Here is a 12,927-nt window from a genome sequence, read left to right on the forward strand (position 1 = left end):
GACGAGTTCTGATGACACCGATGCGCATGAGCGAGCGTCGCACCACCTTCCTCGGTGCTTTCCTGACCACGCTCGGCCCAATCTCCATGGCCATCTACACACCGGCCATGCCAGAGCTGGTACGCGCCTTCGGCACGACCGATGCAGCAATCAAACTCAGCCTCTCGATGTTCTTCGCCGGGTTCGCGCTTGCCCAGCTGGTCGCAGGCCCCCTCGCTGATGCGCTCGGACGCAAGAAGGCAACGTTGATCTTTCTGGCAATCTATCTCGTTGGATCACTTCTCGCGACGCTGGCCCCCAGCGTCGAGTTCATTCTCGCCGCGCGCCTCGTCCAGGGCATCGGCGCTTCCGTCGGCGTTGTCGTCGGGCGCGCGATCGTTCGAGACCTCTACACCGGCGCGGATGCCTCCCGCATTCTCAACACGATCGGCATCTTTCTCGCGGTGGGCCCGGCCATGGGGCCAACCCTCGGCGGGCTGACGCTCGCCGCTTTCGGCTGGAATGCGGTTTTCCTGCTGATGGTCGCCTTCGGCCTGGTGGCGATGGCCTTCACGGTGTTTCTGCTCCGGGAAACAATCGTCCCGGACATGGGTCGTTTGCGGCCCAGCCGGTTGTGGCGCAACTATATCGAGGTCGCCCGCAATGCCCGCTTCCTTGCAGCATCGCTCGTCCTGAGTGGCACTATCGGCGCGCTCTATGCGCAGTCGACCATGTTGCCCTTCGTCCTGATCAACGAGGTCGGCCTGACACCGACCGCGTTTGGTTTGGGCATGCTGATGCAATCAGGCGCATACCTCGCAGGATCGCTCACCCTGAAACTCGTCTCCCGCAAGATTTCGGGGCTGACGGCGTCTCGGATCGGCATAGCCCTCTGCGGCCTGGGCGCTGTCATCATGGCGCTTTCGGTCGCATTCGTGCCGCCCTTCTTCCTTTCCGTCATGGCCCCGGTGGCCGTCTGCACCTTCGGTCTGGCCTTCCTGAGCCCCCATGTCGTGATGACGAGCATGGCTCCCTTCCCGCATATTGCGGGATCGGCATCCGCCTTAACCGGTTTCCTGCAGATGAGCGCAGGCTTTGCCGGCGGGGTTATCGCCGCATCGATCGGCGATCCCTTGACCGCCTTCGGCATCATCATACCCTTCATGGAACTGAGCGCTGTCGCCGGTTTCTTCTGGCTCCGCCACCTCGAACGCAAGGCATGAAAAAGCCCGCCTCCCCCGAGGGGGAGACGGGCGATCTTGAATGTCTGAACTGGCTTATTTGCCGAGATTGCGCTTGGCGAGCGTGCGCAGCCGAAGCGCGTTCAGCTTGATGAAGCCGGCGGCGTCCTTCTGGTCGTAGGCGCCCTGGTCGTCTTCGAAGGTGACGAGCTGGTCGGAATAGAGCGACTTCGTCGATTCACGGCCGATGACCATGACATTGCCCTTGTAGAGCTTCAGCGTCACTTCGCCTTCGACATGCTCCTGGCTCTTGTCGATGAGAGCCTGCAGCATTTCGCGCTCCGGCGAGAACCAGAAGCCGTAATAGATCAGCTCGGCGTAACGCGGCATGATCTCGTCCTTGAGGTGGGCTGCACCACGGTCGAGCGTGATCGATTCGATCGCACGGTGTGCCGAAAGAAGGATCGTGCCGCCGGGGGTCTCGTAGACGCCGCGCGACTTCATACCGACGAAGCGGTTCTCGACGAGGTCGAGACGGCCGATACCGTTGTCACGGCCATAGGTGTTGAGTTCAGCCAAGAGCGTGGCCGGGCTCATACGGACGCCATTGATCGAGACGGCATCACCCTTTTCGAAGCCGACCTTGATAATCGTGGCCTTGTCCGGTGCGGCTTCCGGCGAGATCGTGCGCATATGCACGTATTCCGGCGCTTCGACGGACGGATCCTCGAGAACCTTGCCCTCGGACGAGGAGTGCAAGAGATTGGCATCGACGGAGAACGGCGCTTCGCCCTTCTTGTCCTTGGCAACAGGGATCTGGTTCTGCTCGGCGAAGGCGAGCAGATCGGTGCGGCTCTTGAACGCCCAGTCGCGCCAGGGTGCGATGATCTTGATGTCGGGGTTCAGCGCATAGGCCGAGAGTTCGAAACGAACCTGGTCATTGCCCTTGCCGGTCGCGCCGTGGGCGATGGCATCGGCGCCGGTCTTCTTGGCGATGTCGATCAGGTGCTTGGAGATCAGCGGACGGGCGATCGAAGTGCCGAGCAGGTAGACGCCTTCATAGACGGCATTGGCGCGGAACATCGGGAAGACGAAATCACGCACGAACTCTTCGCGCACGTCCTCGATGAAGATCTCCTTGATACCGAGCATCTCGGCCTTCTTGCGGGCCGGCTCGAGCTCTTCGCCCTGGCCGAGATCGGCGGTGAAGGTCACGACTTCAGCACCGAGTTCGGTCTGGAGCCATTTCAGGATGATCGAGGTGTCGAGACCGCCGGAATAGGCGAGGACGACTTTCTTCACGTCTTTGGGGAGTGCCATGTCGATGTTCCGTCTGGAAGGAGCGAGGCTCAAACCCCGCCTGGATCAAGAATGGCGGCACTTTTAGCGAGATTCCGCTGGTGTGCAAGGGCGGGAGGCAACTGGGTCAGAGATGGCGACCAATATTCATGCGCCGGTGAAGGATCCGGATCAGCACTATGGAATGCGACGTCTCTCGATAGATGAGGTAGTGGGATTGATACGCTAAGCTGAGATAGGCTTTCCTAAGTCCGGGAATTTTCCGGCCATAGCGTCGTCCCCCGCAGATTTCTTGAAGGTTGCGCCTGATCCCAAGCGTGTATGCAATCGCCTGATCCAAACCCCAACGCTCTTCGGTGTAGTCGAACAGCGCGTCGAGGTCGTGAGCAGCCCGCGGCGAAACAATCAGGGGCTTCATTCGGCGGCGGAGCGGCGACGCTTGCGATCGATGAACTCATCAAAGTCAAACGGCTGCGGCTGACCAGAGGCCTCACCCTCATCGATAGCAGCCTGGATAGCGGCAAGTCCATCCACCTCATCACGCAGCAATGCGAGGGCAGCCTCAATGACCTCGGCTTCCGAGGCATAATCTCCAGCAGAAATTTTGGCTTCGATGAACTCCGCCAGTTCCCCCGAGACCGTGACGGTCGTAACCTTGTTCATGGGCAGCATTGCCTCCATCGAGCGCTGTCACGTTGACGATGTCCGGGCAGGGTACCATATCGCGACCAGCCACAACACTACAGGTTCTGAAGGAGTTCGCCATGACGACCCAGCATCCCGCTCTCGAAAAAGGTCATGTCGCCGTCATCACCGGCGCCGCCTCGGGCATCGGCCTCGCCAGCGCCAAGGCATTTGCTGGCATGGGTCTCTGCGTCGTTCTGGTTGACCTCGAAGGCGACCAGCTGGCCGCGGCAGCCCTGGAGGTTGCAGCACTTTCCGCTAGTGGTGACACGGATGTCGTTGCAATAGGCACAGATGTGTCGAAACTGGACGAACTCGAAGCGCTGGAGCGCGCCGTCATCCAGCGTTTCGGACGCGTGCATGTGCTGATGAACAATGCGGGTATCCAGCCGGGCAGTGCGCTGTTCGGTCCGCAAGCCAACTGGGACAATGTGCTCGGCGTCAACCTGATGGCCGTCATCAATGGCACCCGCACCTTCGGCCCGGGCATGGTCGCCCACAAGGATGCGGCCCTCATCATCAACACAGGCTCCAAGCAGGGCATCACGACGCCCCCGGGCGACCCGGCCTACAATATCTCGAAGGCCGGCGTGAAAGCTTTCACCGAAGCGCTTCAGCACGAGCTGCGCAACACGCCGGACTGCAATGTTACCGCCCACCTGCTGATCCCCGGCTTCGTCTTCACGGGCCTGACGGCGAACGGCCGCACCGAGAAGCCGTCCGGCGCATGGACGCCGGAAGAGACTGTCGAGTTCATGCTGGAAAGCCTTGTCAGTGGCGACTTCTATATTCTCTGCCCGGATAACGATGTGAACCGCGCGCTGGACGAGAAGCGCATCGCCTGGGCCGCCGGCGATATCATCGAAAACCGCCCGCCACTCTCGCGCTGGCATCCCGACTACGCCGACGCCTTCAAGACCTACCTGTCCGTTCCCAAGGGCTGATTGGCAAGCTCGCTGAAGGCCGTTATGGATTGAGCACCCGCAGGTCGCGGGTGCTTCGTCATACGGTGACATCAATGGATTTTATCCCGAGCCTTCCCGTCTTTCTTGCCTTCAGTCTTGCACTTCTGCTGCTGGCGATCACGCCCGGTCCCGACATGACGCTGTGGATCAGCCGCTCCCTACGCGACGGTCGGACGATTGGCCTGATGACGCTCGCCGGAACCAGCTTCGGGATCTCGATCCACACCATGCTGGTCGCCTTCGGCATTTCGGCCCTCATTGTCGCCTCGCCGACGGCATTTATGCTCCTGAAGACCGGGGGAGCTGCCTATCTGCTCTGGCTCGCTCTGCAGGCTGTCAGGCACGGCTCGAACTTCGTCATCAAGGCGGATGGTGATGCGGTCGTCTCGAAGAAGGGCGCCTTCCTGAACGGGCTCTGGGTCAATCTCCTGAACCCCAAGGTCATCATCTTCTTCATGACCTTCCTGCCGCAATTCGTCACCGCCACCGACCCAAACGTGACGGGCAAGCTGATCTTCCTCGGCATGTGGTCTATCATCCTGTCGCTGCCGATCGGCGTCGGTATCGTCTATGGAGCGGATTTCATGTCGAGCTGGCTGCAGACGAACCGCAAGGTGCTGCGTGGCATCGACTACACCTTCGCCGGCGTCTTCTCGATCTTCGCGGTGAAGATCTTCATGACGCAGGCCAAGTAGGATCGAAAGCAGGACAACCGTCCCGCCTCACCCTCAATCGTCGTCTTCGCCGTGATTGGCGATCATCATCGCTTCAAACGCCAGACGCTCGGTCTTGCGCATGCGCTCCGATTCCGACTTCAGCTGACCGCAGGCAGCAAGAATATCGCGGCCACGCGGTGTGCGGATCGGCGAGGCAAAACCCGCCTGATTGATGAAGTCCGCGAATTTCTCGATCTGCGCCCAGTCTGAACACTGGTAATTGGTGCCCGGCCACGGGTTGAACGGGATCAGGTTGATCTTCGCCGGAACGCCCTTCAAGAGCTGGATCAGCCCCTTGGCATCCTCGAGGCTGTCGTTGACGTCCTTCAGCATCACATATTCGAAGGTGATGCGGCGGGCATTCGACAAGCCCGGATAGTTGCGACAGGCTTCGATCAGCTCCTTCAGCGGATACTTCTTGTTGATCGGTACCAGCATGTCGCGGAGCTCATCGCGCACGGCATGCAACGAGATCGCCAGCATCACGCCGATCTCTTCGCCGGTCCGGTAGATCTCCGGTACGACGCCGGAAGTCGACAGCGTGACGCGACGCTTGGACAGTGACAGGCCATCGCCATCAGTCGCGATCAGCAGCGCCTTCTTCACCTCTTCGAAATTGTAGAGCGGCTCGCCCATGCCCATCATGACGATATTGGTGATCTTGCGATCGCTCGACGGCATCATCGTGCCGACGGGAATTTCACGGTCCGGGAAATCGCCGAGACGGTCACGGGCAAGCAGAAGCTGCGAGAGGATTTCCTCGGCCGTCAGGTTGCGCACCAGCTTCTGGGTGCCGGTGTGACAGAAGGAACAGGTCAGCGTGCAGCCGACCTGACTCGAGATACAGAGCGTGCCGCGTCCTTCTTCCGGGATATAGACGCTTTCCACCTCGACCGGACGGCCGGCACCGCGCGGAGGAAAGCGTAGCAGCCACTTGCGCGTGCCGTCGTTGGACACCTGCTCTTCGACGATTTCCGGGCGCGCGATGGTGAAATGCGTCTTCAGCATTTCACGCATGTCCTTGGAGACATTCGCCATGTGATCGAAGTCGGAGATGCCGCGAACGTAGAGCCAGTTCCAGATCTGCGCCACGCGCATCTTGATCTGCTTCTCGGGCACACCCTTGTCCCGCAGAGCAGCGCCCAAGGCTTCACGATCGAGGCCGATGAGGCTCGGTTTCTCAAGGGAAGCGGCCGGGCGAAGCGGGGCCGCAGTCTGGCTACGCTCTGGAAGCGTCACGGTGACAGTCATCGTCTGGACCTCTGGACCACAGGACAAAGACGCTCGGATGGAGCGCTTTCCCGGCTGGCAGATATGGATTCGTGGACCTTGCGAACAGGGGAACGGCCCCATCGCTTTCATTTGCAGCGGCCAATAGCAGCTTTTTTGCCTTCCGTCACCCCGACCTCACGAAGGGCGGTCATGCAGAAATGAAGGAGGCCGGCGATGTTGCGCCGGCCTTCCCCAAACCAAACATGCAATGCAGGCTTACCTGCAGTTCTCGATCTTCTGCAGCGCGGCAGAGATCCCCGAAAGCGAGTAGGTGTAGCTTGTGGCCGTGCCGCGAGCCGACGTCGCCTTGACGGTCATGGTCGAGCCGCCCTTCATGGCGGCAACGAGTGCCGGTTCTTCGGCTGCGTTTTCGACCCATGCCGAGCTGTCCTTGACGAACAGCACGAAATTCTTGTTGTCGATCGTCACATTCACCTTGGAGTCGCCCTTCATCGGGTAACCCATCATGGCCTGTGGCTCATACGAGATGTTCTGACCCGGGCGCTGCGAGACGACAAAGAAGATGTCGCCATGATTGACACTCGCCGGCTCCTTGGCCGTCGGAACGGAAAGCACGTAGCACACGGTGCCGCCATTCGACTTGTAGGAGTAGGCACCCCAGGCCCTGAACTGCTCGATTCGCGTGGGCGATTGCGCGTTGGCGAGCCCGCTGCTCGCCAGGAGGATTGCCAGTGCGGTTACGCTACTTCTTACGAACATGTCTTCCTGCCGGTTGTTTCCATCCATCACCCAGCCAAAAGACCGGGCGCTCATCGTCAAAACCTGTGTTCAGTTTGACTTAATTTACCTTACCAAACGGTGAACGACGCACGCCTTGTTGTCACATTCGGTGTCGGCATACCGTCTAGCGCCCCAAAATCCGGCAAAAAACGGTTTGGGACCTCGGTCCTGCCGATGATGTAGAAGGAAAGAAAAAGGCAAGAGTTGGGCTGCTTTGGGCATCAAGGCAGCCTGGGGCAAAGTTCAGGCCCGCCTCTCCTTGTCCGCCAGGACGACGTCGGCTGCCTCATAGTGGCGATCCTTGATATGCCTGTTGATCAGGGCGATCGCCGTGGTGAGTACCGCGATGTCATCGGTGAAGCCGACAACCGCGAGAATATCTGGCACGACATCGATCGGCAGGACGAAATAGCCCAAAGCCGCCAACAGGATACCCCTGACACGAAAGGGCGTTTCGCGATCCGTGGCACAGTAGTAAGCGGCCACAAGATCCCGCGAAAACGGTATCTGTCGGGCAGCCTTTTTGAAGGTTGGCCAAAAACGGCTACGAACCTTCGCTTCCTGTCGCTCCTGGGTTTCCTCGTCGCCGGGAAGCAGGATCTCACCGATCTTCACGTCATCCATAGCCCATCGATCCTTTCGTTCGGACCCGATCAATCATATGTGAATGGCAGCCTGCAATTTCAATCACCGTCATCCGTTCCTGGCAGCTGCCAGTTCCATGAGAACGGCGAGCTTGAAATCGAGTTCCGTCACACCGCCGGCAGAATGGGTCGTGAGGGTCACATCGACCTTTTTATAGACATTGAACCATTCCGGGTGATGATCGAGCTTTTCCGCAGCCAGCGCACATTCCGCCATAAAGCCGAAGGCCTGGCGAAAATCGCGGAAGACGAAGTGTTTTTCGATCGCGGCACCATCACGCCCCAGCGCCCAGCCATGCAACTCCTCCAATCGCGCTGCGATGGACGTCGTATCCAGTTTCTCGTATTTCATGCTGAAACTCCTCCTTCTGGATCAACCGATGCCGGCACCATCCATTCTCTTCGTCTGCCTGGGCAACATTTGCCGGTCACCGCTGGCGGAAGGAATCTACCGCCACCTTACCGCAGGGACCAGCGAAAAGCCCGTGATCGCTTCGGCCGGAGTTGGCAACTGGCACATCGGAAATCCGCCGGATCGCCGGTCGATCAAGGCCGCGGCGGCAAACGGGATCGACATCTCCCGGCAGCGCGCCCGCCAGGTGCAGCCACAGGACTTCGGCCGGTTCGATCTGGTGGTCGCGATGGACAGAAGCAATCTCGCAAGCCTGCAAACGCTTCGGCCGCAGGACGCGACAGCTGCCCTGCATCTCTTCGCCGAGCTCGCTTTCGGGAGGCAAGAAGATGTGCCCGACCCCTACTACGGTGAAACTGAAGATTTCGAGCGGGTCTACAGCATGCTTTTTTCGGGCTGCTGCGCGGTCGTCTCGAAATTCGAGTAACCACCCGTCTCGTAGAGAGGGAAGATCTCCTCGGTGAGATAGGGACCGCCGCCGACGGATTCCCGGGACGACAGGAGCACGAAGCGTCCAACGCAAAATGGCATGGTATGGAAGTTGCCACGGCCGCTCAGGTAGTGAACGACATCCTCGACGCGCGAGGCCTTCAAGCGGGCAAGTGTCACGTGCGGGGTGAACTTGCGTGGGTCCGGCAGCAAGCCGATGCGCTGGCAGATGCGCTCGATCTCGCTCTGCAGCGCGAAGAGTTCGGGCGCAGGAGAGACGCCTGCCCAGATCGAATGCGGCTTCTTTGAACCAAAGGAACCGATACCATTCAGGGTCAGGGAGAATTCGGGGCGGTCGATCCGGTCGAGCCTGTCGACGACTTCGTCTGCCGTTCGGCCATCCACATCACCGATGAAGCGCAGCGTGATGTGGTAATTCTCCACATCGATCCAGCGAGCCCCGGGGAGACCACCGCGCAGCAATGAAAGGCTCATTGCTGCGCTGCGCGGAATTTCGAGGGCAGTGAACAATCTCGGCATGGAGCGCTCCCCGAATCTTTTGCAGGTGCTCACAGCGAATCATGCAATGACATCAGGCGCAAGCGTTTAGTTTGACTGCCCCTTGATGCCTGCCACCCAAGATTCGGCGAGAGGCAGGATACGTTCTGCCATCAGCTTCAGGCCTTCCGTGTTGGGGTGCATCCCGTCCTCGAGCAGGAGGCTGCGTTCGGTGATCACGCCGTCGAGCACAAAGGGGTAGAGCGGCAGACCATGTTTTTCGGCAAGCCGTGGATAGATCGCATTGAACCTCTTGCCGTAGTCATCACCCATATTCGGCGGCGCCAGCATACCCACGAGCAGGATCGGGATATCCCGCTCTTTCAGCCGGATAATGATCTGCTCCAGATTCTTCTCGGTCTGCTCCGGCGGAATACCGCGCAGTGCGTCGTTGGCGCCCAGTTCGAGGATGACGCCATCGGTCCCCTCCGGCACCGACCAGTCGACGCGAGAAAGACCGCCGGAGGTCGTATCGCCAGAAACGCCGGCATTGCTGATCACGACGTCATGTCCCTTGGCCACAAGCTCGCGCTGCAGCTGGGCCGGCAAGGCGTCTTCCTGTGGCAATTGATAGCCTGCCATCAGGCTGTCACCGAGGCCCACTAGCTGGAGCGGTTCGGCCGCAGCAATCCGCGGACCGGCAAAGGTGGCCAGCAGGATCACGGCGAAATGAAGGAGCACTGCTTTAAATGTCATGGTGGCTTCCCTAGATTGGCAAGAATGCCGCAGTGCGGCGAAGCTTCATTCCCGCAGATATAGGATGGATGAGTGTGAGAAACAGCATCATCGAACTGAAAAGCGCCGATCTCACCCTTGGCAACGCCGCAGCATCCGTTCACGTCTTGAAGAGCATCGATCTTTCGATCGCTGAAAGTGAAGCTGTGGGCATCGTCGGGCCATCCGGCTCTGGCAAATCGACGCTTCTGATGGTGCTGGCCGGCCTCGAACGCCTCGACAGTGGCGAGATCCACGTTCGCAACACGCCGCTTCACACCCTGAGTGAAGACCGGCTCGCCGATTTCCGCGGCAAGAACATCGGCATCGTCTTCCAGTCCTTCCATCTGATCGCCAACATGACGGCGCTCGAGAACGTCGCAGTTCCTCTGGAACTCGCCAATGTGAAGGGCGCCTTTGACATCGCACGCAAGGAACTGGAGTCCGTCGGCCTCGGGGAGCGCCTTAGCCATTATCCGGGCCAGCTCTCCGGTGGTGAACAGCAGCGCGTGGCGATCGCCCGAGCGCTCGCGCCGTCTCCCGCTGTCCTGATCGCCGATGAGCCGACCGGCAATCTCGACACAGAGACCGGCCGCCAGATCGCTGACCTTCTGTTTTCCAAGCAGCAGGAACGCGGCATGACACTGATCCTCGTCACCCACGATACGGCGCTTGCCGCCCGCTGCACCCGGCAGATCAAGGTGGCATCCGGCCGCATCGCCGGAGACAGCCGAACCGAGCAGACCCGTCTCGCTTCGGTGTCCGCATGACATCCTTCGGCACGCGTCTGTCCATTGCCTTCCGTATCGCCCTGCGCGAACTGCGTGGCGGCCTAAGTGGCTTCTACATCTTCCTCGCCTGCATTGCGCTGGGAACCGGTGCGATCGCAGCCGTGAACTCCGTATCGACAGCAATCACTAATGCCATCTCATCGGAAGGACGGACGCTCCTGGCTGGCGACGTTCGTTTCGAACTCGACAATCGCGAGGCGACCTCGGACGAGCTGGCATTCCTCGAAGGCTTCGGCACGGTCTCCGTCACCACCAATCTGCGCTCCATGGCCCGCCTGCCGGACGGATCGGATCAGTCACTGGTCGAAATCAAGGCGGTTGATGAAGCCTATCCGCTCTATGGCAGACTGATCGCCGCCCCTGACCAGCCACTTTCCGAATTGCTCGTTGCGGACAATGGCGCCTATGGCGCGGTTGTCGCCCCTCTTCTGCTTGAACGCATGAACATGAAGGTCGGCGACGAATTGCTCGTCGGCAATGCTCGGTTCCGGATCAACGGCACGATCGTCACAGAGCCAGATTCGATCTCTGACGGTTTCGGCTTTGCCCCGCGCTTCCTGACCAGCCGCGAAGGCCTCTTCACAAGCGGCCTAGTGGCGACCGGCAGCCTCGTCGAACACGCCTACAAAATCCGCTATAACGAGCCCGCACCGACGGCAGATGCCATTCGCGAGCGCGCTCAAGCCGAGCATCCGACGGCAGGATGGTCGATCCGCAGCAGTGATCGGGCGGCTCCCGCCCTGACGGAGAATGTCGAGCGCTTCTCGCAGTTCCTGACTCTGGTCGGCCTCACGGCGCTTGTGGTCGGCGGGGTCGGCGTCGCCAATGCCGTTCGCGCCTTCCTCGATTCCAAACGAACCGTCATCGCCACTCTGAAATGCGTCGGCGCACCGGCCTCGGTCGTTGTCATGGTCTACCTGATCCAGATCACTCTGGTGGCATCCGTGGGTATCCTCGCCGGCCTCGTGCTCGGTGCAATCGCCCCACCAATCGTCGCAAATTATCTCTCCGGCATCCTGCCGATCTCCGCCGAAGCAACGCTTTATCCGCGCGCACTTCTTCTGGCGGCCGTCTTCGGCATGCTGGTCACCTTTGCCTTTGCCATCCTGCCGCTGGGCCATGCCCGCAAGGTGCCGGCGACGGCACTGTTCCGCGAGCAGGGCTTCGAAGCTTCGGGCCTTCCGTCCTGGCCATACCTGTTTGCCATGGCGTTGGCGCTCGGCGCCCTGGCGGCGCTTGCCATCTTCACCTCGGAGCAACAGCGGATCGCGACGATCTTCCTGGCCGCCATGGCGGCAGGCTTCGTGCTGCTCCGTGTGGTTGCCATGGGCATCGCCTGGCTTGCGAAGCGCAGCCCTCCGATCCATTCCGCAGCCTTGAGGCTTGCCGTCGGCAATATCCACCGCCCCGGAGCCCTGACCCCTGCAGTCACACTGTCGCTCGGCCTTGGCCTCAGCCTGCTCGTGGCGCTCGCGCTGATCGATGGCAACCTGCGACGTGAGCTGACCGGAAACCTGCCGGAGCGGGCACCGAACTTCTTCTTCGTCGACATCCAGAGCGGTGAGATTGACGGCTTCCGCAATCTCGTCGAAGGCATGGCACCCGAAGGCAAGCTGATCGAGGTACCAATGTTGCGCGGCCGTATCGTCGAGCTCAACGGCACCGATGTCGCCAAGGTCGAGGTGCCGCCGGAAGGCCGCTGGGTTTTGCGCGGCGACCGTGGTCTGACCTATGCGAAGAACATACCGGAAAATAGCACCGTCACCGAGGGTGAATGGTGGGCGGACGGCTACACCGGGGAGCCGCTCGTCTCCTTTGCAGAGCAGGAAGGGCGCGAGCTCGGCCTGAAGATTGGCGACACGATCACCATCAATGTCCTCGGCCGCAACATCACGGCGAAGATCGCCAATTTCCGCACCGTCGAATGGGAAAGCCTGTCGATGAATTTCGTCATGGTGTTCTCGCCGAACACCTTCGCCGGCGCCCCTCATGCCTGGCTGGCGACGCTGATCGACCAGGACGCGACCTCCGCGGAGGAAGCCTCGATCCTGCGCTCGGTCACACAACAGTTCCCGACAATCACGACCGTCAGGGTGAAGGACGCCCTCGATGTCGTCGATCGCCTCGTCGGACAGCTGGCAACGGCGATCCGTGCGGCCGCTGCCATCGCGCTGATTGCGTCCGTCCTGGTTCTGTCGGGTGCACTGGCAGCCGGCAACCGGGCACGCACCCATGATGCAGTCATCCTGAAGACGCTGGGGGCGACCCGCGCCATGCTGATCCGCGCCTTCACCTACGAATACATGCTGCTTGGCGCGGCCACGGCGCTCTTTGCGCTCGTAGCCGGTGGCGGGATCGCCTGGTTCGTGCTCAGCCAGATCATGAAGCTGCCGTCCAACTTCCTGCCCGATGTCGCAGCGATGACCCTCGTGATCGCGCTGGTGGTCACGATCGGTATCGGTCTGGCCGGAACCTGGCGCATCCTCGGTCAGAAGGCAGCCCCTGTCCTTCGCGAGCTTTAAGGTCGGATGCGGCGGGCAAG

Annotated in this window: 15 protein-coding genes; 6 read left to right on the top strand and 9 right to left on the bottom strand. The window is 60.7% G+C overall.

Translation table 11 applies throughout. The annotated features are described in order from the left end of the window. Nucleotides 1–11 precede the first annotated feature (11 nt). Complete coding sequence (locus GH983_RS18745; protein ID WP_054150358.1) at nucleotides 12–1,202, top strand: multidrug effflux MFS transporter; 1,191 nt, start codon at nucleotides 12–14, stop codon at nucleotides 1,200–1,202. Nucleotides 1,203–1,256: 54 nt separating this feature from the next. Here GH983_RS18745 and GH983_RS18750 read toward each other — a convergent pair whose 3' ends face one another. The 3 genes from GH983_RS18750 to GH983_RS18760 all read right to left on the bottom strand — a co-directional run bounded on the left by GH983_RS18750 (nucleotide 1,257) and on the right by GH983_RS18760 (nucleotide 3,131). Further along, nucleotides 1,257–2,480, bottom strand: coding sequence for an argininosuccinate synthase (locus tag GH983_RS18750; RefSeq protein ID WP_054150357.1), 1,224 nt, complete (start codon nucleotides 2,478–2,480; stop codon nucleotides 1,257–1,259). A 106-nt stretch (nucleotides 2,481–2,586) separates the two neighbouring features. Then, nucleotides 2,587–2,877, bottom strand: a complete 291-nt coding sequence (locus GH983_RS18755; protein ID WP_153763218.1) for a type II toxin-antitoxin system RelE/ParE family toxin — start codon at nucleotides 2,875–2,877, stop codon at nucleotides 2,587–2,589. Further along, the gene (locus GH983_RS18760; protein WP_246727435.1) at nucleotides 2,874–3,131 is read right to left on the bottom strand and encodes a type II toxin-antitoxin system ParD family antitoxin; all 258 of its coding nucleotides are present in this window, start codon (nucleotides 3,129–3,131) and stop codon (nucleotides 2,874–2,876) included. The genes GH983_RS18755 and GH983_RS18760 overlap by 4 nt, the downstream gene beginning before the upstream one ends. Before the next feature lie 92 nt (nucleotides 3,132–3,223). Here GH983_RS18760 and GH983_RS18765 point away from each other — a divergent pair, with 92 nt between their 5' ends. Together GH983_RS18765 and GH983_RS18770 are read left to right on the top strand one after the other, a co-directional pair. Further along, complete coding sequence (locus GH983_RS18765; protein WP_153763219.1) at nucleotides 3,224–4,087, top strand: SDR family oxidoreductase; 864 nt, start codon at nucleotides 3,224–3,226, stop codon at nucleotides 4,085–4,087. Nucleotides 4,088–4,161: 74 nt separating this feature from the next. Next, nucleotides 4,162–4,803: a LysE family translocator gene (locus tag GH983_RS18770; RefSeq protein ID WP_054150355.1), complete on the top strand. Its 642-nt coding sequence runs from the start codon at nucleotides 4,162–4,164 to the stop codon at nucleotides 4,801–4,803. Between the two features lie 33 nt (nucleotides 4,804–4,836). Here GH983_RS18770 and rlmN read toward each other — a convergent pair whose 3' ends face one another. From rlmN to GH983_RS18790, 4 genes are all read right to left on the bottom strand, one after another. Further along, the gene (gene rlmN, locus GH983_RS18775) at nucleotides 4,837–6,075 is read right to left on the bottom strand and encodes a 23S rRNA (adenine(2503)-C(2))-methyltransferase RlmN (protein ID WP_153763220.1); all 1,239 of its coding nucleotides are present in this window, start codon (nucleotides 6,073–6,075) and stop codon (nucleotides 4,837–4,839) included. Between the two features lie 237 nt (nucleotides 6,076–6,312). Further along, nucleotides 6,313–6,816 carry an invasion associated locus B family protein gene (locus GH983_RS18780; RefSeq protein ID WP_054150436.1) on the bottom strand — a complete coding sequence of 168 codons (504 nt, stop codon included), beginning with the start codon at nucleotides 6,814–6,816 and terminating at the stop codon, nucleotides 6,313–6,315. A gap of 264 nt (nucleotides 6,817–7,080) precedes the next feature. Next, nucleotides 7,081–7,461: a YkvA family protein gene (locus tag GH983_RS18785; protein WP_054150354.1), complete on the bottom strand. Its 381-nt coding sequence runs from the start codon at nucleotides 7,459–7,461 to the stop codon at nucleotides 7,081–7,083. A gap of 69 nt (nucleotides 7,462–7,530) precedes the next feature. Continuing rightward, the gene (locus tag GH983_RS18790) at nucleotides 7,531–7,833 is read right to left on the bottom strand and encodes a 4a-hydroxytetrahydrobiopterin dehydratase (RefSeq protein ID WP_054150353.1); all 303 of its coding nucleotides are present in this window, start codon (nucleotides 7,831–7,833) and stop codon (nucleotides 7,531–7,533) included. A 28-nt stretch (nucleotides 7,834–7,861) separates the two neighbouring features. On the opposite strand from GH983_RS18790, the gene GH983_RS18795 reads away from it, so the two are divergent. After that, the gene (locus GH983_RS18795) at nucleotides 7,862–8,320 is read left to right on the top strand and encodes a low molecular weight protein-tyrosine-phosphatase (protein ID WP_153763221.1); all 459 of its coding nucleotides are present in this window, start codon (nucleotides 7,862–7,864) and stop codon (nucleotides 8,318–8,320) included. On the opposite strand, the gene thpR is transcribed toward GH983_RS18795, so the two are convergent. Next, entirely contained in the window at nucleotides 8,269–8,862 is a 594-nt protein-coding gene (gene thpR, locus GH983_RS18800) for an RNA 2',3'-cyclic phosphodiesterase (RefSeq protein ID WP_153763222.1), read from the bottom strand. The genes GH983_RS18795 and thpR overlap by 52 nt on opposite strands. Before the next feature lie 66 nt (nucleotides 8,863–8,928). Beyond that, on the bottom strand, nucleotides 8,929–9,576 hold the full coding sequence (locus tag GH983_RS18805; RefSeq protein WP_054150351.1) for an arylesterase: 648 nt from the start codon (nucleotides 9,574–9,576) through the stop codon (nucleotides 8,929–8,931). 74 nt (nucleotides 9,577–9,650) lie between these two features. On the opposite strand from GH983_RS18805, the gene GH983_RS18810 reads away from it, so the two are divergent. Together GH983_RS18810 and GH983_RS18815 are read left to right on the top strand one after the other, a co-directional pair. Then, on the top strand, nucleotides 9,651–10,364 hold the full coding sequence (locus GH983_RS18810) for an ABC transporter ATP-binding protein (protein WP_150127478.1): 714 nt from the start codon (nucleotides 9,651–9,653) through the stop codon (nucleotides 10,362–10,364). Continuing rightward, complete coding sequence (locus GH983_RS18815) at nucleotides 10,361–12,907, top strand: ABC transporter permease (RefSeq protein ID WP_153763223.1); 2,547 nt, start codon at nucleotides 10,361–10,363, stop codon at nucleotides 12,905–12,907. Before GH983_RS18810 ends, GH983_RS18815 begins: the two co-directional genes overlap by 4 nt. Nucleotides 12,908–12,927 lie beyond the last annotated feature (20 nt).

The sequence above is a fragment of the Agrobacterium sp. MA01 genome (assembly GCF_009650195.1).
Lineage (GTDB): Bacteria > Pseudomonadota > Alphaproteobacteria > Rhizobiales > Rhizobiaceae > Allorhizobium.

Excerpts from the sequence above, each read along its gene's own strand:
- GH983_RS18745 (WP_054150358.1), top strand. The coding sequence starts at position 12 with ATGACACCGATGCGCATGAGCGAGCGTCGCACCACCTTCCTCGGTGCT.
- GH983_RS18750 (WP_054150357.1), bottom strand. The coding sequence starts at position 2,480 with ATGGCACTCCCCAAAGACGTGAAGAAAGTCGTCCTCGCCTATTCCGGC.
- GH983_RS18755 (WP_153763218.1), bottom strand. The coding sequence starts at position 2,877 with ATGAAGCCCCTGATTGTTTCGCCGCGGGCTGCTCACGACCTCGACGCG.
- GH983_RS18760 (WP_246727435.1), bottom strand. The coding sequence starts at position 3,131 with ATGCTGCCCATGAACAAGGTTACGACCGTCACGGTCTCGGGGGAACTG.
- GH983_RS18765 (WP_153763219.1), top strand. The coding sequence starts at position 3,224 with ATGACGACCCAGCATCCCGCTCTCGAAAAAGGTCATGTCGCCGTCATC.
- GH983_RS18770 (WP_054150355.1), top strand. The coding sequence starts at position 4,162 with ATGGATTTTATCCCGAGCCTTCCCGTCTTTCTTGCCTTCAGTCTTGCA.
- rlmN (WP_153763220.1), bottom strand. The coding sequence starts at position 6,075 with ATGACTGTCACCGTGACGCTTCCAGAGCGTAGCCAGACTGCGGCCCCG.
- GH983_RS18780 (WP_054150436.1), bottom strand. The coding sequence starts at position 6,816 with ATGTTCGTAAGAAGTAGCGTAACCGCACTGGCAATCCTCCTGGCGAGC.
- GH983_RS18785 (WP_054150354.1), bottom strand. The coding sequence starts at position 7,461 with ATGGATGACGTGAAGATCGGTGAGATCCTGCTTCCCGGCGACGAGGAA.
- GH983_RS18790 (WP_054150353.1), bottom strand. The coding sequence starts at position 7,833 with ATGAAATACGAGAAACTGGATACGACGTCCATCGCAGCGCGATTGGAG.
- GH983_RS18795 (WP_153763221.1), top strand. The coding sequence starts at position 7,862 with ATGCCGGCACCATCCATTCTCTTCGTCTGCCTGGGCAACATTTGCCGG.
- thpR (WP_153763222.1), bottom strand. The coding sequence starts at position 8,862 with ATGCCGAGATTGTTCACTGCCCTCGAAATTCCGCGCAGCGCAGCAATG.
- GH983_RS18805 (WP_054150351.1), bottom strand. The coding sequence starts at position 9,576 with ATGACATTTAAAGCAGTGCTCCTTCATTTCGCCGTGATCCTGCTGGCC.
- GH983_RS18815 (WP_153763223.1), top strand. The coding sequence starts at position 10,361 with ATGACATCCTTCGGCACGCGTCTGTCCATTGCCTTCCGTATCGCCCTG.